Origin of the sequence: Streptomyces sp. NPDC002133, assembly GCF_040296405.1 — a bacterium.
Taxonomy (GTDB): Bacteria; Actinomycetota; Actinomycetes; order Streptomycetales; family Streptomycetaceae; genus Streptomyces.
Genome location: NZ_JBEOXF010000031.1, coordinates 1 through 25,822, shown reverse-complemented (window position 1 = coordinate 25,822; position 25,822 = coordinate 1). Strand labels below are relative to the sequence as shown.

Genomic DNA, 25,822 nt, shown 5'->3' with positions numbered 1-25,822 from the left:
GTTGCGGGTAGCACCTGCCCCGCCATTCCACCGGACTTCCCGGGATGGAAGTGCATCCCCAGCCGTCCCAGTGCCCTCGCCGCCAACTCACGGGCCTGTTCCGCTCGTTGTCCGGTCAGCGAAAGGACTACGAAGTCGCCGCAGCAGGCGGCAACGACGGCGCGATGACCGCCCACGCGGCATCGGAAATCTCCCCGTCCCTCACGACAGGACCAACGAGCCGGTGATCGGAAAGCCCCCTACGGGAGGATGGAGTCGACGTACCCTCCATCGACCCGAAGTGCGCCGCCCGTGGTGGCGGACGCCAGGTCGGAGCTCAGGTACACCACCATGTTGGCGATTTCTTCGGGTTCGATCAGACGCTCCAACAGCGACTGTGGCCGGTGCTCTCGCATGAAGGCTCGCTGCGCCTCGTCCCACGGAAGGTCGCGGTCGACGAGTTGGTACACGAAGTCCTCCACACCGGCGGTGTGAGTGGGGCCGGCGATGACGGAATTCACCGTGACACCGGTACCTGAGGCCTGCTTGGCGAAGCCGCGGCCGACCGCGAGCAGGGCGGTCTTCGACACGCCGTAGTGGATCATTTCGGCGGGGATCACCACTGCGGAGTCGCTGGCGATGTACTGGATCCGGCCCCACCCCCGTTGGATCATCTGCGGCAGGTACGAACGGGTGAGACGGACGGCGGCCAGCACGTTCACCTCGAAGTAGCGTCGCCATTCGTCGTCCGTGATGTCCAACGGGTCCTTGGCGCCGAAGATGCCGAGATTGTTGATGAGGATGTCGACGTCCGGCAGGGCTTCCCGGGCGTCGACGGCGCCCTTCTCGGACGCGACGTCAGCAGCCACCGGAAGGAAGTCGCCGTCCGGCACCGTGGCCTTGAGGTGCTTGATGGACTCCTCGACCCTGCCCTGGTCGCGTCCGTTGACTCCCACCCGGGCGCCGGCTCGCGCGAGTCCGGCCGCGATCGCGGCTCCGATGCCTTGGGTGGATCCCGTCACCAACGCGGTCCGCCCCGTGAGGTCCAGGCGCATGTCTTTTCCTTTCCCGACGAAGGTTCGGCGGCCAACAGGTCGTCACGGCACTTCTTCTCCTCGGAGTCCCCGATCATGTCCGGAAACCCTGGGGTGGGGCAGTTCGGGTGACTCCCGGTGTCCGGCTCAACGGGCCTGGTGGAAGAGCTGGGGGAGCGGCCCGGCGCGGTCGTGGAGGGAAAGCGGAGGGCCACTTCCGTGGCGAGTTCTTGGAGGGGACCACCTCGACGGGGGTCTGCGACGGCGATGGGGATCGCCCAGACCGCACACATGACGCCCCAGTCGTTGCCGAGTGGCGGTTCGAGGCGTTGAGCTTGTCGGGGTCAGGTCCGGCCGGTCCAGGGCGAGTACCTCGGATCGTGCTGCGGGAGTTGCCCCGTTCGCCGTGGTCACGGGCCCGGTGAGGCGGCACCCGGGCGTCCGGCGCCGGGCCCTGTCGCGGTCTCACAGTCCAGGATCCGTCCGTCCACCGTCCCGATCAGGAGCCTGCCGGCACGGGGAACCGTGAGCGACAAGGGCACGACCGGCCGGCTCGAGACATGAAGAGCCCGTTGCCAGCGCGGCCTGCCGTTCCCGGCGTCGAGTGCCACGATCTCCCCGGATCGGTAGGCGGCGAAGACGGTGTCCTCGTCGGCGTCCAGGGCCGTGACCGGATGGTCCGTTCCGTACACCCACTGCGGTGCGCCGTCCGGAAGGCGGCGCCGAACCACGAACGAGATCTGTGAGAGCAGGCCGCGGTGGTCGTGGAGGGTGGCCGCGTATACCAGTGCGTCGCTGCTCACCTGGGTACCCGGGCCGGCGAACAGGTGCATGGTGCGATCGCCGTCCCAGTCCAGGGGGAAGAGCCGACGGACTGACGGGCTGCCGTCCGTCTCCTCCAAGGCGATGGCGACGACTCGTTGACGCTCCGCGGACGGTCCCTTGGCGTGCTGGACGAACAGAGGTTCGCTGCCGCGTCGGACGGCGAAGAAGTCGTGGTTCGGCAGAGTGAAACGTGCCGCCTCCGTGTTGTCGGGCGTGAGGAGAACCGTCTGCCCCTGGTCCCGCGCGGGCCAGGCCGCCCGGACGGCGAGCCAGCCGTCGCGGCCGGAGGTGAACGTCACGGCGTGGCCGGGATCGAACTCTTCGAGGGAATGCCCGTTGTCAAGGGATATGCGCTGGACCAGGTTGCCGGCTCGCCGCCAGCCCGACTCCGTGAGGCGCCCGGTGTGCCGCACGTGCACCCAGGCCGAGCGCTGGTCGGCGCAGACATGGATCTCCTGCCCGCCGTCGAGATCCGGAACCGCCCACTGCAGCTCGCCGGAGGGCAGCCAGCATTCCAGTCGCGCCCCCTGGAGCGCGGCCAGCACCCGCCCGTCGTCCAGCATCTGCGCCGCCCGCACCTGCCGGCGCATCGTCCAGCCGGCCGCCGCGCCGACGCTGCGATCCCTCAGGAGATCGCGGGCCTGTTCCGCATCCGGGGGGTGCACCCGCCGCACCTTCGGACCGATCAACTCGCCGTACCCGACCGTGCGGTCCGCCACCGCGGACCAGTCCTCACGCTCGATCACGATCTCGAAGGCATGGGTGAAGGCGTGGTCGGAGTCGCGGTCCTCCGGGGACACCAGGAGCCGCAGCCTCCGGTCGTCCAGCCACTCGGCGGCCAGCACCTCGCGGCGTTCTTCGAGCGCCGTCGTCACCGTCCCCGACTCCAGGTCCACCAGGAGCAGTTCACCGTCGAAATCCCAGCTGCCGTCGTAACGGCCGGTTCCGACGGCCACCAGTGGGAGAGACGGATGGAAGTCGATCGAGTTCACCGGCCAGTAGGAGTCGTGCAGGTGGCGGCAACTCAGGTCGTCGGACCGGTACACGCCGACCCGGTACTGAGGCCATCTGTCGATAGCAGCTCTCCCCGACGACGGCCATCGGATCAACCCGATGTCCCCGCCCACGACGATGTGGCCGTGGCGAGGTTCCTCCGCGGCGGTTCGCGGCTCGCCGACCTCGGCGAAAGGACGGTCACCGAGTACACGGCGAACGATCAACGGATGAGTCATTCGTGCCCCCTGGCCCGATCAGTGGGCCCATCCTTCCACCAGGCGGGACCGGGGTGGGGCGAGATCGGAGCGAGAGGACAACCCGGGCTCGGCGAGCGGCGGGCACCAATTGATCAGTGCGGCGGCCGGGCGCGGCGACGCCGGGCCGGCCGTCCCTCGAGTGGCCGCCGACCTCGAAGGATGCGATCACCGGGCGAAAGAAGGGATGACGCTCATCGAGGGGCAACGGCTCTGTGCCACGGCATTGCCTTGTTGATCCACTACGACGGCGCACCTCCGTCGTAGTGGTTCGGCTCGTGTGACGGGCCGCATGGTTGTGCAAGGCGCGGTGGGAATCCGATGCGGGAAGCGCTGCCCGCGGGACGGGGAACCGGCGGTGACCGACTGTGGCGGTCCGTCGCTGCGACCCGGGCTCAGGCGGTGGCTCCCGAGCGCACATGGGGCGCTCCGAGATACGCCCATCCCAAGGGGTTCCATCGCAGGCGGCGCACCACGACCCCGTCGATTCCGGCGTTCTTCCTCGCCGCACACTCGTGCGCGGCCGCCGCCCGGAGCAGCGCGATCGCCACCGCGTCGTCGGCGTCAGCCGCCTCGCCGACGACGTAGTAGTGCTCACCCACAGCGCCCCGGTAGTCACTGAACCGCAATCCTACGAACCAGCGGCTCCAGGGGGAGACGGACCTGGTCCGGTCCTGCTGGTCGACGTTGGCACGCATCGCAATTGCTCTCCTCAATCGCCTGTTCTGCGCTCGGCAGCCGTCTTGTGGTGGCGGTAGCCAGGACGGCTCACTGCTGGACTGTCGTGGGATGGCGCCGGCCGGTCGTCGTTCGCGCACCAGGGCCCGGGCCGGCCGGTGCGCGCGGACGGCTGTGGAGTCGACCGTGACGATCCGGCAGAGAACACCGTCGGCGCGGGCTGGTGAAATCCCTTCGGGTGCGCGGCCCGAAGACCGGGTGCGCCGAGTGGTCCGATGCCGGTGACTGCCGGCTCAGAGGTTGTAGCCGCCGTCCACGTCGATGTTCTGCGCAGTGATCCAGCGGCTCTCTTCGGAGAGCAGACCGGCGATCACCATGCCGATGTCATCGGATTCGCCGACCCGGCCGAGCGCGGTCTTCGCCACGATGGGTGGAATCACCTCGGGGAACCGCTCGAACGCGTTGCCGGAGATTCGGGTGGCGGTCGGACCCGGCGCGACGGCGTTGACGCGGATACCTCGCTTGCTGAACTCCCTGGCCATGTAGCGGGTCAGCACGATGAGGCCGCCTTTCATCGTCGCGTAGGCCGAGTAGCCCGGCTCCAGCCCGGACGCCAGCGACGCGGAATTGCTGGTCGTGTTGACGATGGCCCCGCCGTCCGTCATCAGCGGCAGCAGCCTCTGCGTCAGGAAGTACGGCCCCTTGAGCAGGACCCGCATGAGCTGGTCGAACAGTTCCTCCGTCGTGTCCTCGAACAACGAACTCTGCCCGAAACCGGCGTTGTTGACCAAGTAGTCAAAAGTGTCACGCTGCCAGGTGTCACGCAGAACGTCGACGACGGAATCGCGGAAGGCCGGAAAATCGCCGCTCCGGCCGACGTCCAGCGGCAGCGCGACGGCTGTGGCCCCCTCCTTCTCGATCGCCGCCACCGCGTCCAGGCCACCTTGCCGGTTGGCGCCATAGGTCAGGATCACTCCCACCCCCCGCTTGGCGATCTGTATCGCCGCGCTCTGCCCGATTCCCGAGCTACCGCCGGTGACAATCGCGACCTTCATGAAGTGCCTCCTACACATGAGTGGAGCCGTCGAGCTCCACGCGGGAATGTGACTCCTCCATGAAAGAGCCTTGAACAGCGTCGATAAAAGAAAGATCCTCTTTCTTCCTTGCACAATCCTGCATTCCGGGGGGAGGTGCGCTGGCCTCGAGCGTTCAGGGGGTGCTTCAATCAAGTCATGCTTCTGGACGAGCTCCGCACGTTGCTGGCCCGTCACGCTCGGCCCGACTGGACCACTGAAATCGACGGCGTACTGATCTGTCGCGTGGAGGAGCCCACCCCACCGTCGGTGTCCATGACCGGAACGGTCATGGCACTGATCGCACAAGGTGCCAAACACCTTGCCCTGGGTGAGCGCGTGTACGAATACCGTGCCGGGCAGTATCTCGTGACGTCGGTAGACCTACCGGTCACCGGCCAATTCACCGAGGCAAGCCGGGAGCGGCCGGCATTGGGTTTCGGCCTGATGCTGCAATCGTCGGCCATCGCTGAGACGCTGCTGCAGGCGGCTCCCGGCGCCGTGCAGCGGAGTGTCACCGTGCCACCTGGCATGGTCGTGAGCGACGCCCCGGACGAGCTTCTCGACGCCGTGGTGCGGCTCCTGCGCCTGCTGGATCATCCGCCCGACATCGACGTGCTGGCACCGCTCGTCAAGCGGGAGATTCTCTGGCGGCTGATCACGGGTGACCAGGGCGCGACCATCCGGCAGTTCGGTCTTGCCGACAGTAACCTCTCCCACATCGCCCGGGCCGTGCGATGGATCCGCGAGAACTACGCGAAGTCGTTCCGGGTGGAGGACCTGGCGCAACTGATCGGCATGAGTACGTCCGCCTTCTACCGCCACTTTCAGGCCGTCACGGCAATGAGTCCCATCCAGTTCCAGAAGCAGATCCGGCTCCAGGAGGCGCGGCTCCTGCTGGCCACGCACCCCAAGGACGTCGCGGGGGCGTGCTACAGCGTGGGCTACGACAGCCCTTCCCAGTTCAGCCGCGAGTACCGTCGGCTCTTCGGCACGTCACCCAGCGAGGACGCCACCCGCTTGCACACATCGGGAGCGTTCTGAAGCGTTCACCACGGCAAATCAATGTGTTTCGGCAGGTCACGCCGCCACCGCTGTCGCTACAGCTGCGCGCCGCTTCCGGCGGATCAATCTCCGGTGGATTGCCGAAGACTTTCGCCCGCCCGGCAGCGAAGGACCGTCGGTCAGGCCTGTGCGCCCATGCTGAGGAGCAGGAACGCGGTGTCGTCGGTGCGGTCGCCCGACGGCTGAGCCTGGTCGAGCAGCGTAGCCGCAAGTTCTTCGAGGGAATCGGTGGGGCGGGAGAGCACAGCGGCGAGTTCGGCGAGATTGGCGTCGTAGTCGGTGCCGGGCACTTCGACGAGTCCGTCGGTGTACAGAGCCAGGAGACTGCCGGGGGGCAGGGCCACCTGGGCGGTGGGGTAGGTGGCATGGGGGTCGGCTCCAAGCAGCGGGCCCGGTGGCACGTCGAGGACGCGGGTGTGGAGATCGGGACGGCGCAGGAGTGGCTGGCAGTGGCCGGCGGTGGCCAGTTGGGCGCTGTAGCCGGTGAGGTCGATGTGCGCGTACAGGCAGCTGGTGAGGAGGTCGGGGTCGAGGTCGGCGATCAGGACGTTGGTGTGGCGGAGAACCTCTCCGGGTGGTGCGCCGGCCACGGCGTAGGCGTGGATGGCCGTACGGACCTGGCCCATGAAGCCGGCAGCCGTCACGTTGTGGCCCTGAACGTCTCCGATGACGGCAGCGACCTCGTTCTCCGACAGGCGTATCAGGTCGTAGAAGTCGCCGCCGATGTCCATGCCGTGGCTGCCGGGCAGGTAGCGGGCGGCCACGTCCAGGCAGGGGAGTCGGGGCAGGGTGCGAGGCAGCAGCGCGGTTTGAAGGCCTTCGGCGATGTGCTGATTGACGTCGTACTGCCGCGCTCGGTCAAGGGCTTGCGCAAGCACGGCGCCGAGGGAAATGAGGCCCGTGCGTTCCTCCAAGGCGAAGGTGTGGGGCCGGGTGTAGCCGATCACGCAGAGGCCGATGTGCTGTCCGGACACTACGAGCGGAAGCCACGCCCACGCGCCCAAGCCGTCGTCGATGTCGGCCCCTTCGGGATAGACGGCGCGCAGCTCTTCCCGGTCGGCGAAGAATGACGGCACCCCCTCGGTGAGGGGCCAGGTCGGTACTTCTGCACTCAGGCCTGGGACGGCGCGCTCGGTCGCAGTGAGACGGACCCGGTCGATGGCGCTGATCTGCTCGGGCGGGAATCCGTGGTGGCCGACGATCCGCACTCGTCCGGCTTCCGCGAGGACGAGCGCGAAGGCCTGCGCCTGCAGGGCCGGCAGGAGGTGCTCGGCGACCTGGTCCACCACTTCCCGGACGGAGGGGGCTTCGGCCAGGGCGCTGGACAGGTGCATCAGATGGTAGAGGGCGTCCAGGCGGGCGGGGCCGGCCCTCGCGTCGACACCGACGAGGCTCAGTTCCCCCGGGCGCCGGATGCTGTCGGTGGAAGTGATGCGCACGCTCACGCCGGTGCGGTCGGGGTACAGGTTGAACATCAGCTGTCGGCCGTCGGGGGGCTGCTCGGCTGTGTAGGAGATCGGCTCCTGGCCGGCGAGGGCGGCCTGATGCCGGTGCGCGCAGACCAGATCGTCCAGCCATGGGACTGCCTCCCACAGTGTGACGCCCACCAGACGCGGGATGCTGTCGCCCAGGAGGTCGGCCGCGGTGGGGTCGAGGAAGGTGATCCGCCCGCGCGGGTCGAGCCGGCAGCCCCCCTCGGGGAGCGGGGCGACAAAGTCCACCGCGGCCTGGGCCTGGCCCGGCACCGCGGGCTCGGCGGGCGTGAGCGGCAGGAAGCGCGGCTCCGAGCCGGGGAGCAGACGTTGTCCGGCGTCTGCTGCGCCCTGCAGGATCCAGGCGATGCAGCGTGCCGTGGTGGCCAGCCGTCGGCGTTGGTGGACGTCGAGACCTGGTGACGTCTCGCAGGACAGGGTCAGCACCAGGGCACCCCACACAGTGGAGCCGTCGGCAATGGGAGCGATTGCCGCAGCACGTGGGTAGGGAAAGACCAAGGCGCGGTGGGGGTAACGGCGGGCGAGGTCTTCGCCAGAGGTGATCCACACCAGGTGCTGCTCGTGGATCGCCTCCATCACCGGATCCGACGCTCCCGCAGCCACGCGAACCCGGTGATGCGGCCCGACGTATTCGGGGGGCATCCCCACGCTCGTGTCCAGGGTGAGGACCTCGCCGCCGGGCTCGAGGAGTATGAGCGCCGCCGCATGCGCGCCCAGATCCTCTGCCATCCCGGCCAGCGTCCGATCCAGCAGGCTGCGGACGGCAGCCGGTTCCAGATCGCTGTCACTGGCCATCGACTGCACCGATTCGCTGACACATATCCAATACCAGCATCGTAGGCGGCTGGCGGAATACGAGCACGTCAGGCGGGATGGCGGGGCGCTGTGCATGCGTGCATCGACAGGTGCTGCGGACCCGCAGCATCCATGCCGTCCCGTCCGACTGCCGGGTCTCAGCCCCGCCGCCCCTTCGCCTGTCCGGCCTTCACATCGGCCGCGTACCGGTCGACGTACTCCTGCCCGGACAGCCCCAGGATCGCGTACATGATCTCGTCGGTGACGGCCCGCAGGACCGTCCTGTCGGGCTCCATCCCCGCGAAGCGCGAGAACTCCAGCGGTTCCCCGAAACGGATCGCGACCGGCCGGATCCTCGGCAGGACCCGGCCCGGAGGCCTGATCTCGAACGTCCCCACCATCGCGCACGGAATCACCGGCACCTGCGCGGCCAGCGCCATCAGCGCGACCCCGACCTTGCCCTTGTACAACCGGCCGTCAGGGGAGCGCGTGCCCTCCGGGTAGATGGCGAGCAGCTTTCCCTTCGCCAGCATCCCCAGCCCCTCCTGGATCGCCGCCTGCCCCGCGGCCCTGCCCGACCTGTCCACCGGAATCTGCCCGGCACTGCGGAGGAACGACGCGGTCAACCGGCCTGTGAGGCCCGGGGCCGTGAAGTACTCCACCTTGGCCAGGAACGTGATGCGCCGTTTCAGGACCGCGGGCATGAAAAGGGGGTCCGCGAAGGACAGGTGATTCCCGGCGACGATCGCCGCGCCCTCCGCCGGAACGTGCTCAAGCCCCTCGGTGCGCGGCCGGAACAGCAGCCGTAGCAGCGGCCCCAGAAGGACGTACCTGAGCACGTAGTAGATCACGGGGCGGCTCCCCACTGCCTCATCGGTTTCCGAAACATCCGTGTTGGACTGACAGGTCAGATCCTCCCCGCCCCGGGTCCGGTACTCGGTCACCGGCACGTGGATGCTTTCACCTGAATTCTCTCAGGACGCCCCGTCCTTCAGGGCGGGGAGGAATGGGTGCTCGGCGCGGAGCCGCGAAGCGGCGGATTCCCTCCGTGTCTGTCGTGACCTGCACTTTTGGCTGTTGTCAGTGGTGACGGTCAGGTTGAAGGGGTGAAGGTCGTGGTGCAGGTGAAGCTGTTGCCGTCGCCGGATGTGGCGGCGGCTTTGGCGAAGACCCTGCGCGCGTGCGACCGAGCGGCTGACGCCGTATCGGGGGTCGCGTGGGAGAGGGGCATCACGTCCCGTAATGAGTTGCAGAAGCTGGTCTACGCGCGTCTGAAGGCGGAGTCCGGGCTTGCTGCCCAACCGGCCGTCCGCACGGTGAAGACGGTCGTGGACGCCTACGCCACGTTGCGTGCGAACATCCGGGCGGGGAACCTGGGTCCGGCCGGGTCGCCACGGCGCAGGCGTGCGGAGTCGAAGCCGGTTGTCGGCGGCAGGGGGAGCGCGGTGTACTCACGGCTCTTCAGTGATCTTGCATGTGTGGGGTGGGGACGATGGGGTGGCGGCAGAGAGGTCCGTGGTACGGACGCGGAGCGGTCTCTTCGTCCTGCAGGATGCCGTCGGCTGCAGCGTCCTCCAGGCCGTCCCTAGTTGCTCGACCTGTTCCGGTGTCAGCGTGGCCGCGCCTGAGCGCTTGTTGCCGACCGGGGCCCCGAGCTTGATGTGTTCCTCCTCGCCGACCTCGTCGATGACCGTCTCGATGTGTCGGCGCAGGACGCGCGGGTGTTGCTTGCGTTCGTAGAACCAGATCCCCCTCCCTTCAGGGAGGGGAGCATTCGAGGACCGCTCACGACAACGGTTACGAAGACCGTCGAGCAGATGGTGGAGGCCTCACGTCGCACGTGGTCGGATGGAGATGCGGTGTTGTGCCCGGGCCACGTCGGGGCCGACGAGTGCGGTCCGCTGCGGCCGGGTGAGCTGGTCCGTCTCGATGGGGTGCGATGCCGGCGGTGGTCTGTCGTCCGCGGTTGATGTGGCCGATGTGGCTGCGTGGTTGATACGGCGTTGGGCGACGTGGGTGCGCTGAGGGGATTCTCGTCGTTGACGGCGACGACGAAGACGATCGAGTTGTCCGGCACGGCCTCTGTGACGGGGACGGGACTGGTGGCACGATGGCCGGACGGGCCGCTCAGCGGTCGATTCCATCTTGTCTGGGGCGTCTATGAACATCTGGCTCCCGTTCCGGTTCTTCACTGCATTGACCGTGACCGGCCTGATGCTCACCGCATGCAGCAGTTCTGGCGGGTCCCCGAGTGCCTCGGGACCGCCACCTGCCGTAGCGGGGACGCCTGCGCCGACGCAGTCGCACACGACGCCCGGATCCCAGGAACCGTCGACACCCGTCCCGGTGGCCACGCAGACACCGGCCACGCCCACATCCACGTCCACCCCTCAGGGGACACCGCCGCTCGGCTCCTGGAGCCTGCAGGCGGTGTGGCCGTTCTCGACGCTCGCCCAAGCGCAGGCGTGGGAGCGTGCCTACCGCTCCAGCGGCCACCAGCCCTGGCATCTCGACCCTGACCAGACCGCGCTGGCCTTCACCCGTGACTACCTGGGCTTCAAGGAGATCGACCGGGTCTCCAAACGCACGGTCAGCGGTCGGCACGCCCGTATCGGGGTCGCGCCGACGGGGCCTGAGAGCGGCACCGCAGCAGTGATCCACCTGGTGCGGTTCGGCGCCGGCCCCGACGCCCCGTGGGAGGTCGTGGGCACCGACGACACGACGTTCTCCCTGACCAAACCCGCGTACGGGTCGCTCGTACGCTCCCCGCTGGTCACCGGAGGCCGGATCTCCGGAGTGGACGAGACCATCCGCGTCCAGGTGCGCCAGCCGTCGTCCGCAACGCCGTTGGGTACCTCCCCGTGCTGCACTCCCGCCGGCGGCAACGACCAGCCCTGGAACGTCACGGTGTCCTTCTCCGGCGCCCGTGATCCGGTGCTCACGGTCGTCGCATCCACCGGCGGGCACGTTGCCGAGGTCGAACGCTTCACCGTGACGGCGGTACGCACCGGTTGACCGCCCCTCGGCGTGATGACTGCACACGTTCGCCTGGCAGCAGCCCCGGCCGGTCCCGACGGTCACGGAACTCTGCCGGTCGGTTCGAGGGCGTCATCTTCTCCACTTCTCCGCGGCTTCGTACAGCCCGGTCGTCGGACGCTGCGTCGTCGTGAGGCCGCGCACGGTCAGACAGCTTCCGGCGTCGACGAGGTCGGCGACGTACTGGCGAGCCTTGACATGCCTTTCTCCGCGCTCATGCCTCTCCGCGCTCACGTCGTACGGCCCCTGTGGACCGGCGCTGTTGAAGCCGGCCCGTCCGCTCTTCCGCGTGCCCGGGATCTCGTCGGGGCGCTGCCCGGGTTCGCAAGGAGATGAGCCGGACGGGACTGTCGGCGGCCATGACCGGGCCCTGCCCTGCGCGCCAGGGGCGCCGCACGGTGAGGTGTCCGCGTTGCAGCGCCGGCCGATGACGGCTTCCCGGGAGTATCGCGCTGGGGCTGGGGCTGGGGGTGGGGGTGGGTGTTCGGCGGGCAGGCGGCGGCTGCCGTATCGCGCTCGTGCCACCGTCGAAGGGCGTCGCCGAAGGGCCCGGCCTCGAACACGGCCGGGGTGCGGCCCGGGCGGCGGCCGCACGGAGTGGGTCAGCCGGGGCTGCGGCTGGTGCGCAGCACGGTGGTGCGGAACGATGCCACGACGGGCCGCAGATCGATGCGGTGCCATGCTGCCCACAGTTGTACGGACCGGTCGTGCCAGTCGAGTTCGCGCACCGCGACGTCCTCGGTCGTTGCGCGGATCATGCTCTTCTGCACGAGCGCGATCCCGAGCCCGGAGGCGACAAGGCCGAGCGCGATCAGCGGCTCGGTGGCCTCCAGACGGATGTCAGGCGTGAAGCCGGCAGCGGTGCACGAGGCGATGAAGGCATCCCGCCAGGCGGGGTCCTGGGGGTTCTCGATCGCGATCCACGGCTGGCCGTCGAGGTCCGCGGGTGTCACTTCATCACTGCCGACGAGTGGATGCCGCGAGGGCAGGGCAAGGAGCAACGGGTCCTGGAGCAGGGGCGCGGACAGCAGGTCGGGGTCGTCCGTGGTCGGGGGTTCTTGGACGAGCGCGATGTCGAGGCTGCGCTGGCGCAGGCCTTCGAACTGCTCGGCGGGGGGCAGGCTGTACAGCGCGACGTGGATGCCGGGGCGCTCGTCGTGCAGTGCGCGCAGGGCCCCGGGCAGGATGCCGGTGTGCATGGCGTCGGCGACGTAGCCGATGCACAGGCCGCCTTCTTCGCCGCGGCCCAGTCGGCGGCCCAGGTTCTCCAGGCGGTCCGCGTGCCGCAGCAGTGCGCGGGCTTCGGCCAGGAAGACGTCGCCGTCCCGGGTGAGCCGGATCCTTTGCTGGCCGCGCTCGAACAGGACCAGGCCCAGGTTCTTCTCCAACTGCGCGATCTGCCGGCTGAGCGGTGACTGGGAGATGTGCAGCCGCTCGGCCGCCCGGCCGACGTGCTCCGTCTCGGCGACGGCCACGAAGTAGCGGAGTTGTCGCAGGTCAAGCATCTAAGACCTCGGGGGACTCAAGTGTGTCCAAGCAAGTCTTGGACAGTCTCAAGTGCCGATCCTACTCTCGAACCCGTCGGACAAACGAACCACAAAATGATTGCCTACCGCATATCGGATGAAAAGGATCTGCACCGTGTCCATCGCGTCATTCCTGCCCGGCCGCCTCGGCTTCGGCACCGCACCGCTGGGAAACATGTTCCGGGCCATCCCCGACCAGGAAGCGGCGGCCACCGTCGAAGCCGCCTGGGACAACGGCATCCGCTACTTCGACACCGCCCCGTTCTATGGCGCGGGCCTGTCCGAGATTCGCCTGGGCGAGGCGCTGGCAGGCCGCCCCCGCGCCGAGTACGTCCTGAGCACCAAGGTCGGCCGCGTCATCCTCGACGAAACCGAGGATCCCTCGACCCGCGACCTGGGCGAGAAGGGCGGACTGTTCGAGCACGGACGCCCCAACAAGATCGTCAATGACTACTCGGCCGACGCCACTCTGCGCTCCATCGAGGACAGCCTCGAGCGACTGAGGACCGACCGCCTCGACATCGTGTGGGTGCACGACGTCGCGCAGGACTTCTACGGCGACCAATGGCTGGCCGCCTACGAGACCGCCCGCACCGGCGCCTTCCGGGTCCTGCAGAAGCTGCGCGACGAAGGCGTCATCAAAGCCTGGGGCCTCGGCGTCAACCGGGTCGAACCCCTGGAGCTGACGCTCGACCTCGACGAGTCGAAGCCGGACGCGTTCCTCCTCGCCGGCCGCTACACGCTCCTCGACCACGAGCGCGCCCTGCAGCGGCTGCTGCCGGCCGCCCGGGAGCAGAACGTCGACATCGTCGTCGGCGGGCCGTACAGTTCCGGCGTCCTGGCCGGGGGCCGACACTTCGAGTACCAGAAGGCGCCTGCCTCGATCATCGCCAAGGTGGAGCGCATCAAGGCCCTCGCGAGCCGGCACGGCCTGAGCATCAAGGCAGCTGCCCTGCAGTTCTCCCTCGCCCACCCCGCCATCGCCGCAGCCGTACCCGGTGCCACCCGGCCGAGCCGCATCACCGAGGACGTCGCCGCACTCGACGAGACCGTTCCGGCCGCCTTCTGGACGGCGCTGCGCACACAAGGCCTGATCGCCAAGGACGCCCCCGTACCCACCGCCTGACCCCACCTCACACCCACCCTGCTCGGGAGACAACCATGGCAAAGACCACCGCCGGCATCGACATCGCCGTCACCCCCGACCGCGTCTGGCAGCTCATGGGCGGCTTCGGCTCCCTGCCCGACTGGCTGCCCTACATTGCCGACAGCACACTCAGCGAGGGCGGCCGCGTCCGCAGCCTCACCAACGAGGAAGGCGACGTCATCGTCGAACGCCTCGAAGCATTCGACAACGAGGCACGGACTTACACGTATTCGATCCTTCAGGCCCCGTTCCCCGTCACCGCCTACCGCTCCACCCTCACCGTGAAGGAGGTGGCCGGCGCACGGTCCCGAGTGGAATGGTCAGGCACCTTCACACCGGCAGGAACGAGCCAGGAAGAGGCGGTCACCCTGTTCCACGACATCTACACCCAAGGCCTGGCCGCACTGAAGAGCACGCTCGGCGCCTGACCACGGGCGGGGCGCAGGCCCGGACACCGCGGCGGCGTCACACCGGTGTGATACCGAGTTCGGCGAGCGCGGCTCGCCGGCGAGGCGGGCACGAGTCGACCGTGTGAGGAGACTCGCGCTGCCGTGCGTACACGGGCGACCCAGTTGCGCGGGGGACGAATACACACCGCGAACCGGCCTACGGGCTCGTGCCCACATGCCGGCTTCGTGCCCACAGGCCGACTTCACAACAAGGTCTGATCTCCACGGCGCCCACGCGAAGTGGAATGTATGGGTGACCGCACAGCGGTGATCACTCGACCACGAGTGCCGGCCCAGCGGACAAGTGGCTCATGGGCTTCAAAGGCCGCACGCCCGGATCCACGGTCACCTGGAACCTTCGAGGGTGTCCTGGCTTTCAGGCCGGGGAGGAATCGGAGCCCTGCGGAGAGGGCTGGGGTAGGCGGTTCGTCGTCAGGGCGAACCGCCGTCCATGCCCGGCGGCGATGCACCCCGTATCGGACGCTCAACTATCGTCCCTTTCAGTCAGGTTGCAGACCGTGTCGATGCAGGTGCAGGTGCAGGTGCAGGTGCAGGTGAGCGGGGAGGCCGGGCTCGACGGGTGCAACGGGCTGCGCGTGTCCGAGAGCGCCCGTACTGAGCGGGAAGCCGAGCGGGCGCACTGCCGTTTCCCTGTTGCCGCAGTCGTCCCTGCCGGTGCCCCCGCGCCGTCCAACTCCACTGCCTCGCATTGTGGTTGTCTCGCGCATGTGTACGGGAACGCGGGCGACCGGCCGGGGCGGCGGCGCCGGTATCCGCCGAACATGACCGACGCCGAGTGGGCCGAGATCCGTGCTGCCCTGCTCGGGCCGGGATGACTGGAGGGCCGAGGCGGGCAGCCCGGAAGGCTACTGCCATCGGTAGATGATCGACGCGGTCCTGTCCGGGTCGACAACGGCGTCAAGCGGCGGGCGAAGTCGACGGACTTCCCCGCCTGGGACCGCGTCCACGACGCGACCAGTCCGGCTCGCCGCATATACCCAGCGCTCTTCTATGGCCCGAATCCCAGTCACAGGGGGCTCGGTCACAACGGGGCTCGCTCCTCGCGCAGTGCGGGCAGGAGGTCGAAGCCGGCGATCCTGGACAGCAGGCCCGAGCACGATCGGTGTGCCTTCGGGGTCTCCCCCTGCCCTGGCCGACCCGTAGCCGCCGAAAGACAGCAGAAGGACCGTCACCGCCAGGCCCGATCCCATGCGTGCACGCGCCACGCTGCGGGTTGTGGTTGCTTCCACTGGCGCGCCCGTTTCTGCCGCCGGACATCAGCGTGCATGCGTGGCGGACCTTTGCGCATTGCCTGTGTGCAGCGCTGCCCCGTCGATGACGTGACGGCACTCGAAACCCCGTCAACTACCTTGGCTTCAGCGGCATAGGCCCTGCCGAAGATCGGGGTCGAGTCCAGGCCTCGCCTGTCACAACGCCAGGCTCTGTCTTGTCTATCTGCTGAGAGACAACAAACAGAGGGAAACATGCGTGAGATCCTGATCGTCGGTGGTGGCCACGCGGGCTTCTACACTGCGTGGGGCCTCGAGAAGGCCCTGCGGACGGATGAGGCGCGGGTCACGATCGTGGACCCGCGTCCGTACATGACCTACCAGCCTTTCCTGCCCGAGGTGACTGCCGGATCGATCGAGGCACGCCACGCTGCCGTGTCGATGCGGCGGCACCTGCGCAGTACCCGCCTGATCGCGGGGACCGTGACCGAGATCCGCAACGCGGACCGGACGGTCACCGTCCGACCCGTGAACGGAGCCGACTACGAACTCCGCTACGACATCCTCGTAGTCACCGCCGGTGCTGTGACCCGCACCTTCCCCATACCCGGTCTGGCGCAGCAGGCCATCGGACTGAAGCACGTGGAGGAGGCGGTGGCCATTCGTGACCGGCTTCTCACCGCGTTCGACCAGGCGGCGTCACTGCCACCTGGCGCCGAGCGGCAAAAGCTGCTCACCGTCACGTTCGTGGGCGGAGGGTTCTCCGGTGTCGAGGGCTTCGGCGAACTGCTGTCGCTGGCGGCCGCGATGCTGAAGTCCTATCCGGAACTGAAGTTCGAGGGCTTGTCCTTCCACTTGGTGGAGGCTCGGAACCGCATTCTTCCCGAGGTGAGCGACAAGCCCGGTGCCTGGGTGGCGCGATCCCTCGAACGCCGTGGCGCGCACGTGCACCTCAACAGTCAACTCATCTCCGCCGAGGACGGGCACGTCGTGCTCTCGAGCGGAGAGGCGTTCGATTCGGCCCTGATCGTCTGGACGGCCGGCAACGCCTCGAATCCTGTCGTGCACAACCACACGGACCTGCCGGTCGACGAGCGTGGCCTGCTCGTGGCCCGGGCCGATCTCCGGGTGGGCACGGACAGTGATCCGGTTCCGGATGTGTGGGCGGCTGGAGACGATGCGGCTGTGCCTGACCTGGCATCGCCCGGGGCGGGGGCGCGTACGGTGCCGAACGCTCAGCACGCGGTGCGACAGGGCAAGCGCCTGGCGAAGAACATCACAGCCAGCCTGCGCGGAGGCAAGGTCCGGGACTACCGTCACAGCGGTCTCGGGGTGGTGGCCACGTTGGGCCTCGGGCGAGGCATCTTCCAGTACAAGGGAATCGTCATCAAGGGTTTCCCCGCCTGGCTGATGCACAGGGGTTATCACGTGCTGGCCGTGCCCACCTGGGAGCGGAAGGTCCGCGTGCTCACCGTCTGGCTCACCGCAGCCCTGTTCGGTCGGGACCTGGTCTCGCTCGCCGCCGTGCAGCACCCGAGGGACGCATTTGTCACCAGCGGCAATCCGTGGCGTCCCGACAAGACCCGGGTGAACGATCACACGGCCGCCTGAAAGCGTGGTGGAGGCACAGCCTCAGTTGACTTCTGGCACTTCGGGCGGAGTCGGGTGCGGCTCGCGCATGAGCCGCCGCGTCGGCACGCGTGCGAGCAGTCGGCATGGAAACTGGCGGCGCTGGTCTTGAATCTTCCCATTGCTGATCTTCGTCCCAGTTGGTGCACTCCGTGAGCCAACTGGGACGTGTGGGGGGAAAGCAGAAGGACTCACCGATCACGCAGTCGGTGAGTCCTTCTGCGCGGGACGAGTCAGTGGGAGGAGACGAAGCCCTCCGACTGGTCGAGATGGAATGGCGAGCGGGAACGCTCGGGAGCCCATCCGTCGGCGCGAGCGGTGCGAATGCTGTCAGCAACGTCGGAGGGCAGGACGGCGTCGGCCTGCGTGCCGAACCAGTTGCTCGGGTGTGGCTGGTTGGTCGTCACCACCAGTGTGGTGCCGGGAGTCTTGGCGTGTTCAACCGCATAGGCGAGGGGAGACCGGACCAGCCCCTGGTCGTAGGTCGGCCTGCCGCGAAGCCTCCAGCGGTAGGTGGTGCCGTCGACGGTGATGCGCCGCGAACCCTTCTTCACGAGTGCCATGCCCAGCTCCTTTCCCGGAGCGAGGGTAGTGAACGGACACTGGCCATGTCGCACGGGCTTCCCTCACCCGAGTGCAGCAAAGAAGGTCGCCGTGGTGGAGGCGGGCGCCGAAGCGGGGACTGAAGTGGTCGGCGGACACGCGGCGGAAGTCGCTCGTGGCGGTGAAGCCGACGCGGATGAATGGGCCGAGCCGGAACGGATCCCTCTCCGTCAAAGTAGATCGAGTCAGGCATACTGGATGATTCATTGAGTCGAGGGCGGAGAAGGAGTAGTGCCCGGATGGCCAGCACGAATAGCCGCCGTTCTGCAGGCGTTCGACGCCGACGACGGACAGCGCCGAGGACGGCCTCGTGGCCGCGTTTCCCTGACCCGGGTGGCGGTCTCGATGCCGATGGGTGCGCTGCCGTCGATCACAACGACCTTCATGGGAAACCCTTTGCCCGACGTTGAGGTAGCCCTTGGGAGAAGGGCCGCACATCCCCATCTGCCGCAAGGGCAGGATGCGGGCTTCGCAACAACGACCGGGCAGCCCGCACACGTATGACCACGGCATCGAGACCGGTGTCCTCATGCTGCGGTCCAGGTGGCACCGGGGCCGCACCTCATCACTGCGTCACGGTGGCAGCGGGAGGTGCGCGCCTCGCAAGACCACGATCAGCAGGGCCCTGTCAACAGGCAGTGATTCCGCCGACGCGCACGTGCGACATGGCTGCGGGTGCCATCACACGACTGCCGATCAATCCAGGAGCGTCGGGCACGCGGCCGCGGCCGGCCGCCGATGCGCCCGTGTGCGGGCGGCAGGTCAGGTGGACCGTGCCAGGGCAGCCCTTCCCAGGCTGGGTCAACCCCAGCCTCCACTTCTCTCGCGAGCGAGATATGCTGGATTCTGTAATTGATCCGGTGCTCCACGAAGGGAGAGTGCCGAGGCGGTAACGCCACGCATGGTTCATGCGCGGCGTGCCTGGCTGGTCACAGCGTGTGTCCTCTGCCGGGTTGCTGTCGTGCCCGAGTGGTCCCCGACACTGCTGCCAACGCCGCAATCCGTCGTGATGCGCCTTGCACCACGGTGCACATAGGCGATTCTTATCCTGCCTGGAGGACCCCTGTGGACGCCAGTAACGAGGCCGCGTGCGGCCTCACCGACATCGAAGGATTCCTGTACTGGGAAGCCCACCGCTCTACCGCTCACGGCCGGGCGGCCGAGCTCGCCGCACGCGTGACCGGGCTGAGTGAGGGGCAGAGAGCCGAGATCGAGCGGTGGTACGTAGAGGAGCAGATGCGCGTATCCCGGAAGATGAAGCAGCACATCACCGACCACTTCACGGCCGTGGAGGGACAATTTGCCGAGCGCTATGCACAGCTGCGCCGGGGCATCTATGTCGCGACGACCTGTATCACCACGCTGATGCTCGGCCTGTGTATCGCGATTGTCCTCGGTACCGCCGGCTGATCGAGCAGACCGGCGCGGGACAGTACTCGAGCGGCGCGGTACGCCGGGCCACCCTTCACGGCCGCAGACAGATGGGCGCAGCAGGCAGGCGTGCAGCGGAATCGGCTGCCGCGACTGCCCTGGGTCAGCTCACGGCGACTTTTCCAGGCTGAGCAGCAGCTTACGCAGGACGCGGGCAACGGTGGCCCGCTCCTCGGGCTCCAGTACGGACAGCAGTTTCTGCTCCAGGGCGACCTGGCCCTCCATACAATGGTCGAAGTGCTCCCGCCCCTCTTCCGTCAGGCTGACAAGTGAACTGCGCCGATCGTCGGGAGACGTGGTGCGGTTGATCCAGCCCTCACGCTCCAGCCGGTTGAGGCGACCACTGAGTCCGGCCGAGGAGACGATCAGGGACTGCTTGAGCTGTCCGGGCGTCAGCGTATAGGGAGGTTCTGTCCGGCGCAGTGTCTGCAGCAGATCGAAGTCCCCCAGGTTGGCGATGGCCCTGCCCTCATGGCGCCGCAGCTGGGCCTCGAACAGCTCCTCGGTCAGCCGTGCCGCACGAAACAGTCGCGCGATCACGGCAGTTGACGAGACATCCAGCTCAGGCCACAGACGCCCCCATCGCTCCAGCATGGCATCCACGCTGTCGCCGCCACCCGGATCGGGATCGAAATCTGTATCCATAGTTTGATCAGTGTAGAGCGCGGCGCCGTCGAAAACAGGGCTGCTTCCCGTGTGAGTCATCAGGACGGCATGGAGGCTACGAAGACCGGCACTGCTAACATGTGACACTGTTTCACTCTTCGCGGACGGTCACACGACTCAGTGTCGTCGCTTGTCCGTCGAGCCGGGAAGGCACCTGATGGGACTCGGCCGTGCCAAGCGTTCACCGTACCCATGGGCCTCGTGGGACTCGTACGGTCAGCGCTTGCGCACGGCACTCGCGCCGCCGTACCAGCAGATGCGGACCGGTTGTTCGTGGCGGGTCCCCGGGAAGCAGGACGATCGGCGTCCGCCGACTGCCGAGCGGGGCCACGGCCTGGCTTGCCCCCGTACGGAGCACGATGACCGGCGTTGTTCGGGCATGCCGCGCACCGACTGACAGAGCCAGGCACCTGCCGGTCGGTATCGCCCCTGACGGCCGAGGTCGGCGAGGCAGCTCCACAGGCGCGGCTGTGCCCAGCCGCCGTTGCCCGCCTGCCCAGTTGAGCGCCGGCGACCGTGAGGTCGGAGGCTTCCCTCCAGGCTCACTGGGGGTCCTCGCGCCTCTGTGCGAGGAACCCCGGTCACCGTGGACTCCGTTGGGAAAGGGACGAACCGCTGGCCATGGGGGTCGCTATGACTCACGGACCGCAGGTCAAGTGATCCGCTCCCAGCCAGAGTCAGAGCCAGGATGTCCGCCCTGTCCATTTGCCAACGGAGTTACCGTGGCGCTGAATTCCTCCGGGCGCTCCAGGTGCGCCATGTGGCCCGTCTCGTCCAGGACCACGAGCTGTGCATTGGGGGATGCCCTGGTGGATCATCCGTGCCCAATGCGGACCGCAGATGAAGTCATCCTTTCCGACCAGTACCAACGTGGGGGCGCTGTGATGGCGGACAGCTCGTCGCGGACGTCGAAGGGGGGACCTTCGCCTCGGGTGGGCGCGGCATACATCCGCAGCGACCGGCGGGCGGGCCCGAACTCCTCCTCGCGGCCCCAGTAGTCGTAGAGGTAGGCAGGCATGGTCGTGCGCAGTACGGCAGTCGTGCCGTCGTCAGTGGCTGGTCGTGTCGTGTGGTGAGCGCGGCGACGTAACCGGCCACCTCGGGGTGGTCGTCGATGTGGCGCCTCACGAATCGCTCCAGGTTGGCGAGTGCGGCCGACCAGAACCCCTCGTCCGTCACCGGCGACGTGTCGTACAGGACCAGAGCTGCGACACGCTCCGGGTGATCGAGAGCGTAACGCTGGGCGACGAACCCTCCGTGCGAGTGGCCGAGCAGTGCGGTGTCCGGCAGCGCGAGGTGCTCGATCACAGCGTGCAGGAAATGGGTGTAAGTGGCCAGGGTGTATTCGCGAGGATCGGGCAGGAAACCGGTTGCGCCAGTGCCGACAGGCTCGACATACACCATGGTCAGACTGCGTTCCAGCAGAGGCATGCGCAGATATTCCCAGCTGATGCCGGGTCCACCCGAGTGGGCAATGCACACCGGGCCGGTGCCGGCGACGCGGTATCGCTGTCGGATGAGCGACGATCCGTGCCGGACGGCGATCGTGTGAGTGCTGGGGGAGAGGGGCGACGCAGTGTCTTCGACGGGGGTGAGCCATGGGCTCAGGCGTGGTGTTCACACCGTCGAGATGCTGTACCAAGAACAGTGACCACTCAAGACATTGTGATGCTTTGTCATTATCTAGCCGACCTGTGGGAGCTGGGCGATCGCACGCAAGCAACTGGCGCCCGTCTCCTTCGGCTTCGCGCCGTACGATGGTCGAGTTACAGCAGGCCATGGGCAGCGCACTGCGATCAGCGGAAGAAATAACACTGTCTTGACACCTTGCTCGCCGGCAGCTGTGCGCGTGTGTGACGTGGAGGAAAGCTTTGATAGGCTGACTCACAGCGTTTCGGACGCCATACGACACGATCCCCCGTGAAGGCGTCCGCAATGCGTTGACACCTGCTCTCCTAGAGCCGAGCAGGTGGAGTGTTCCGGGCGCCACCGGATCCCCCGCCAGTGGCGCCCGGAGCCCGGCACAGAGCACGCCTCGCCCCTTGAGCCGGCTGCACTGTCTCACGGCGTTTCGGGGCATCGGGTGCTCCGGGGAGACCACGCGCGGGCGGCGCACTTCTACTGGTCCAGGGTCGACGGGGACTGGGCCCGACCGGATCGAGGAGCAGCGAACCGTGGCGATCTGCGGCGCGGACCACCCGGGCGCATGGTCGGCCGATCCGTCGGCCGCCCGATCCCGCGAGCCCGCTGCGTGCGGTGCCACCGGGCCGCGTCCGCGCCGATCAGCCAGTCGAGGTCACAGCCGCATTCCCCCAGATCCGAACACCGGGGACGGCGCCGGCCGCCTCGTGTTCATACGGGGCATCGCCGACGCTGTGCGGCGCATGCGTACTCGGCCGGCGGGAAGGGCCGCTTTCCCGCTGGTAGGGCAGGACGATCCGAGGGGGCTAGGAGCGCTGGGCGCGGTAGAGGCCCCTGCCGGTTCGGCGGATACGGGAAGTGCCGACCAGACGATCGAGCGTGCTCCGGACCGCGTTGATGCTCCCACTGTCGGTGTCGCGGCCGAGAGATGCGGCCACATCCCGGGCACGCACATCCGCATCGCCGACGGCGGCGAAGTACTCCAGGATCTGCTCGGTGAGCTTGCCGTACTGCTTCTGCCTGTCAGCGTCGGTGGAGGCTCCCGAGGAAGCAGGCTTCTTGGTGTCCTGCCGGCTCTCGGGTCTCTGAACCTGTGGTTCCGTCTTCGACGCGACGTCTGCGGAGGACGAGGAGGCCATGTCCGGCTGCAGTTGCGCAGGCGCCGGTGCCCTGTCCGGTCCTGCAGCCGCAGCACTGGTGGTGTCCGCCGCGACCGCGCCCGCTGTGTCGAGCATCAGGACCTCGAGGGCACTCAGGGCCCGCTGGACGGAGCCGAGATGGGCTACGACTGCAGCCAGCTCCCTCTCCAGCGCCAGCTTCTGGACCTCCAGGCGGGCCAGGTCCTCCTGGAGACTTTCAGCGGTGATTTCAATGTTATGCGCCGCGCGGGTTACAGAGACCATGTGTTCCTCTCATCCTCAACCCTTCTTCTTGCGTCCCCTGTCGGCTCACCTGTGCCGCTCGGCCCGGACGCCGGGATGGGTACCCCCGGACATCATATGCAGTACCGCACTCCGGAATACAGATGAATCAGGTGGATCACATGGGTGCCGAAGAGGTCGGGTGCACTGAATCATGGAACCCGGAACACGGTGCTGTCGCCGGGGAGCCGGGAGAACGACCGATCTGCCGAGCACATTGAAGACACTTCGGTGGATGTATGAGACAACAAACTGTCTCTCATCAATTGTTGCCACCGTTCGACGGAAACGCAACGGGTATGAGCGACCTGCGAACTCGACCACCAAGGGCGAATGAGGGGGATGCCCGCTGCCTTCCGACCAGGCGCGCCGCGGCGGCCCTGCCCGGTGCAATCAAATCCCGACCAGTGGGCCGCTGACACCGCCCACCGGTCGCACAGCGCCGAGCCCCGTCACCCGCAGAGGGCAAGGCGCAGTCCCGTCAGGGCCGACACGCAGGGAGTGTTTCAACCCCTCTCTGCACGCGTCGTGTGGGGGAGGGCGGCGTCGTCCCGGCCGGACGCACCACCATGGTCCTCACCATCCGTGGCGTTGGCGGGGGATGGCGGGCGGTGAAGTTGGTGCAGGGTGTCGGAGACCGCCTTGATGCCCGCGTTGACAGTGTCGAGTGCCTCGTGAAGCATGCGTATACGAGCCTCGAGGAGGGCAGCCTCGGCTGCCAGAGACACACTGGCGGAGGCAGGATCGGAGTGTATGTCAGGGTCTCGGGGCATTATGCGTCCTTCTTCGGCTCAAGCCGGGAGTCGTGCGGTACCGGAGTGTGTGCGGAGCGGCAGGGGGAGACCGCGCGGCGTGGCCGTACCCCACCGCGCACGGCGCACGGTCGGTGTCGCGAGCGGGCTGTGAGACATCGCATCAGCACGGGCCGCTCCGCGGGAGTCGGCACCCGCGTCGCCGAACAGACATGCAGGCGGCGGCCTCGGGCGGCTGTGGCCGACGCCTGGGATCGAGAGATGCGGATGCCAGGCCCGCCCGGATGCCAATGAGCAGGTACCGCACGGATGCATCGGAGCATCGGTCGTTCCGGGCTTTTGACATGCTTGCTCCCTTCCTGTCGGCGGGGCTGGTACGGACATCGCCCAAGCCACACCCGAATTGACCGAACAGCTGCGGGAGTTGTGACAGCCGCGCATCGGGCGCTGCGTCTGCGTATGCGGCGAACGCGATTGAACGAAGACCTCATCGAACGGCTGCCGCGACGGCCGGCCGGCTGCCGTCCTCTGCGACGGTGTCTCGGCGCTGGTCAAGGCAGCGGCCGGTCGCTCTGCCGGGACTGTTCCCGCGGCGGGCCGCGCCGGCCTCGCTGAACTGCCGCTGGGACGTCCCCGACCTTGACCGGCGGGCACCTGTGCCCGCCGCAAAGGACGTCGCGGCCTGCACGCGAACGCGGCTTCGCTGACGGCTGTCACGGGCTGCGCAGAACCAGGAGCGGCGAGGGTTCTGGATCAAAGGCATGACGATGTGGGACTTGGCCGATCCTGCGGGCAACAGGAACGGACAGGTCGCAGACTTCCGCGCCTGGAAGCAGCCCGTGCATGCGTTGAGGTGACCATGCCATCCGACGCCTCGGCAGCTGCCGACACGACGGGGCGGGGCGGCCTCTGATCGGTCCCGCCCGGGACACCTTCTGCTGTCGTCGGGTCAGGGCGGAGTGGTCCGGACTCCGGCCCGGCGATATCCGGAAGGCGATGTCACAACATCTGCGTCTGTCAGGTCTAGCTGTTGAGCCGACAGAGAATGAGGATGCCGTGCGCGAGATCCGGTGTTGTCGGATGCTTCTGCCAGGCAGAGGAGTCTGAGTAGAGGCTCCGCGCCGGGAAGATGCAGGCCGCAACCGTCGTTCCGCGCACGGGCAAACGACATGGATGCGCTCTCTTCCACGCTCACGGTCGATGACCACTGGCTTGCCAGGAATCTGTTCTTTTCGTGGTGCTGCGACCTGCCGGCCGGCGTGGTCGTCGCCGGTGCGTCACATCGTCCGAACGCTTGCCGGAAGGCCGTTGTACGGGCTGGTCCCGGACAAGCCCGGGGCCTGCCGGACCGCATCCTCACCCGGCGAACCAGTGGGCTGGAACCCGCAGAGGGAACGTGGCCAGCGGGCCTTACGGCCGCATACGTAGCCGAAACCCGGCTGTGGTCACGGCCACTTGGTGATGCCGACACCGTACTGAGAGGACTGCCGCCTTGCCCGCTCCAGCATCCGCAAGCTGTGAGCGGGGAATGGTTATGGTGTCCTCGCACACAGGATGGAGCGTTGCGACACATGCTCCCGCACTGTCGAAGAGTAGCGCCGCCAACCGTCCTGCACAGACCGGTCATCTGGATGGCTGCGGGGCGGCTGCGTTGTGTGGTGCCGTGCCAGAGGGAGGACGCCGTATGGAACAGACCGATCATGGGGTGCCGGTCGCGGAGCTGCTCGATGAGCGGCGGCATCTGCTGGATGTCGCCTGCTGGATGCTGGGCAGCAGGAGTGAGGCCGAGGGCGTCATTGATGAGACCTACCGGCGGTGGTACGAGCTGTCCGATCCGGTGCGGGCGCAGATCGCGGCGCCCCGTTCCTGGCTGGCGAGGGTCGCCGGCGGCATCTGTCTGGCCCGGCTGGTCCCGCCCGGCCGCGGGGAGGCCCGTGCGGTCGAGGAGCACCACAACAGTCTGGAGGAGGAGATCAGTGAGGTTCTGCTCAGTGCGAATTCCCTGTCTCCGGCCGAGCGGGCGGCGTTCGTGCTCAATGATGTCTTCGGGGTGGCGCCGGAGCCGGAGTACCCCGAGCCGGCCGACCGCGCGCGCCGCAG

19 protein-coding genes and 1 pseudogene are annotated in these 25,822 nt (G+C 67.9%); 8 read left to right on the top strand and 12 right to left on the bottom strand.

Going from position 1 to position 25,822, the window contains the following annotated elements:
- Positions 1–239: 239 nt before the first annotated feature.
- The 4 genes from ABT078_RS25720 to ABT078_RS25705 form a co-directional block, all read right to left on the bottom strand.
- Positions 240–1,034, bottom strand: a complete 795-nt coding sequence (locus tag ABT078_RS25720; protein ID WP_351231580.1) for an SDR family NAD(P)-dependent oxidoreductase — start codon at positions 1,032–1,034, stop codon at positions 240–242.
- A gap of 389 nt (positions 1,035–1,423) precedes the next feature.
- Positions 1,424–2,884: a PQQ-binding-like beta-propeller repeat protein gene (locus ABT078_RS25715; RefSeq protein WP_351231578.1), complete on the bottom strand. Its 1,461-nt coding sequence runs from the start codon at positions 2,882–2,884 to the stop codon at positions 1,424–1,426.
- 599 nt (positions 2,885–3,483) lie between these two features.
- Positions 3,484–3,786 (bottom strand): hypothetical protein, encoded by a 303-nt coding sequence (locus ABT078_RS25710; RefSeq protein ID WP_351231576.1) that lies wholly within the window; start codon positions 3,784–3,786, stop codon positions 3,484–3,486.
- A 273-nt stretch (positions 3,787–4,059) separates the two neighbouring features.
- A complete protein-coding gene (locus ABT078_RS25705) occupies positions 4,060–4,821 on the bottom strand; it encodes an SDR family NAD(P)-dependent oxidoreductase (protein ID WP_351231574.1) in 762 nt (253 codons plus the stop codon).
- Positions 4,822–4,998: 177 nt separating this feature from the next.
- Here ABT078_RS25705 and ABT078_RS25700 point away from each other — a divergent pair, with 177 nt between their 5' ends.
- Positions 4,999–5,883, top strand: a complete 885-nt coding sequence (locus ABT078_RS25700) for an AraC family transcriptional regulator (protein ID WP_351231572.1) — start codon at positions 4,999–5,001, stop codon at positions 5,881–5,883.
- A 140-nt stretch (positions 5,884–6,023) separates the two neighbouring features.
- On the opposite strand, the gene ABT078_RS25695 is transcribed toward ABT078_RS25700, so the two are convergent.
- Both ABT078_RS25695 and ABT078_RS25690 read right to left on the bottom strand, forming a co-directional pair.
- Positions 6,024–8,192 (bottom strand): SpoIIE family protein phosphatase, encoded by a 2,169-nt coding sequence (locus ABT078_RS25695; protein WP_351231570.1) that lies wholly within the window; start codon positions 8,190–8,192, stop codon positions 6,024–6,026.
- A 158-nt stretch (positions 8,193–8,350) separates the two neighbouring features.
- A complete protein-coding gene (locus ABT078_RS25690; protein WP_351231568.1) occupies positions 8,351–9,043 on the bottom strand; it encodes a lysophospholipid acyltransferase family protein in 693 nt (230 codons plus the stop codon).
- A 1,495-nt stretch (positions 9,044–10,538) separates the two neighbouring features.
- Here ABT078_RS25690 and ABT078_RS25685 point away from each other — a divergent pair.
- The gene (locus tag ABT078_RS25685; RefSeq protein ID WP_351231566.1) at positions 10,539–11,207 is read left to right on the top strand and encodes a hypothetical protein; all 669 of its coding nucleotides are present in this window, start codon (positions 10,539–10,541) and stop codon (positions 11,205–11,207) included.
- A 93-nt stretch (positions 11,208–11,300) separates the two neighbouring features.
- Here the strand turns inward: ABT078_RS25685 and ABT078_RS25680 are convergent, their stop codons facing one another.
- Both ABT078_RS25680 and ABT078_RS25675 read right to left on the bottom strand, forming a co-directional pair.
- Positions 11,301–11,462, bottom strand: a complete 162-nt coding sequence (locus ABT078_RS25680) for a hypothetical protein (RefSeq protein ID WP_351231564.1) — start codon at positions 11,460–11,462, stop codon at positions 11,301–11,303.
- A 368-nt stretch (positions 11,463–11,830) separates the two neighbouring features.
- Entirely contained in the window at positions 11,831–12,733 is a 903-nt protein-coding gene (locus ABT078_RS25675) for a LysR substrate-binding domain-containing protein (protein ID WP_351231562.1), read from the bottom strand.
- Positions 12,734–12,869: 136 nt separating this feature from the next.
- On the opposite strand from ABT078_RS25675, the gene ABT078_RS25670 reads away from it, so the two are divergent.
- The 4 genes from ABT078_RS25670 to ABT078_RS25655 all read left to right on the top strand — a co-directional run bounded on the left by ABT078_RS25670 (position 12,870) and on the right by ABT078_RS25655 (position 17,190).
- On the top strand, positions 12,870–13,880 hold the full coding sequence (locus tag ABT078_RS25670; protein ID WP_351231560.1) for an aldo/keto reductase: 1,011 nt from the start codon (positions 12,870–12,872) through the stop codon (positions 13,878–13,880).
- A gap of 35 nt (positions 13,881–13,915) precedes the next feature.
- The gene (locus tag ABT078_RS25665) at positions 13,916–14,329 is read left to right on the top strand and encodes an SRPBCC family protein (RefSeq protein WP_351231558.1); all 414 of its coding nucleotides are present in this window, start codon (positions 13,916–13,918) and stop codon (positions 14,327–14,329) included.
- A gap of 539 nt (positions 14,330–14,868) precedes the next feature.
- Positions 14,869–15,186, top strand: a complete 318-nt coding sequence (locus tag ABT078_RS25660; RefSeq protein ID WP_351231556.1) for a hypothetical protein — start codon at positions 14,869–14,871, stop codon at positions 15,184–15,186.
- Between the two features lie 648 nt (positions 15,187–15,834).
- Positions 15,835–17,190 carry an NAD(P)/FAD-dependent oxidoreductase gene (locus ABT078_RS25655; protein ID WP_351231554.1) on the top strand — a complete coding sequence of 452 codons (1,356 nt, stop codon included), beginning with the start codon at positions 15,835–15,837 and terminating at the stop codon, positions 17,188–17,190.
- Between the two features lie 251 nt (positions 17,191–17,441).
- Here ABT078_RS25655 and ABT078_RS25650 read toward each other — a convergent pair whose 3' ends face one another.
- Positions 17,442–17,771, bottom strand: a complete 330-nt coding sequence (locus ABT078_RS25650; RefSeq protein WP_351231552.1) for a hypothetical protein — start codon at positions 17,769–17,771, stop codon at positions 17,442–17,444.
- A 1,105-nt stretch (positions 17,772–18,876) separates the two neighbouring features.
- Here ABT078_RS25650 and ABT078_RS25645 point away from each other — a divergent pair.
- On the top strand, positions 18,877–19,221 hold the full coding sequence (locus ABT078_RS25645) for a hypothetical protein (RefSeq protein ID WP_351231550.1): 345 nt from the start codon (positions 18,877–18,879) through the stop codon (positions 19,219–19,221).
- 129 nt (positions 19,222–19,350) lie between these two features.
- On the opposite strand, the gene ABT078_RS25640 is transcribed toward ABT078_RS25645, so the two are convergent.
- The 3 genes from ABT078_RS25640 to ABT078_RS25630 all read right to left on the bottom strand — a co-directional run bounded on the left by ABT078_RS25640 (position 19,351) and on the right by ABT078_RS25630 (position 22,952).
- Entirely contained in the window at positions 19,351–19,947 is a 597-nt protein-coding gene (locus ABT078_RS25640; RefSeq protein WP_351231548.1) for a MarR family winged helix-turn-helix transcriptional regulator, read from the bottom strand.
- 807 nt (positions 19,948–20,754) lie between these two features.
- Complete coding sequence (locus ABT078_RS25635) at positions 20,755–21,339, bottom strand: alpha/beta fold hydrolase (RefSeq protein WP_351231546.1); 585 nt, start codon at positions 21,337–21,339, stop codon at positions 20,755–20,757.
- Positions 21,340–22,355: 1,016 nt separating this feature from the next.
- Complete coding sequence (locus ABT078_RS25630) at positions 22,356–22,952, bottom strand: hypothetical protein (protein ID WP_351231544.1); 597 nt, start codon at positions 22,950–22,952, stop codon at positions 22,356–22,358.
- A gap of 2,454 nt (positions 22,953–25,406) precedes the next feature.
- Here ABT078_RS25630 and ABT078_RS25625 point away from each other — a divergent pair.
- A pseudogene (locus ABT078_RS25625) lies at positions 25,407–25,822 on the top strand (sigma-70 family RNA polymerase sigma factor family protein); the annotation flags it as partial.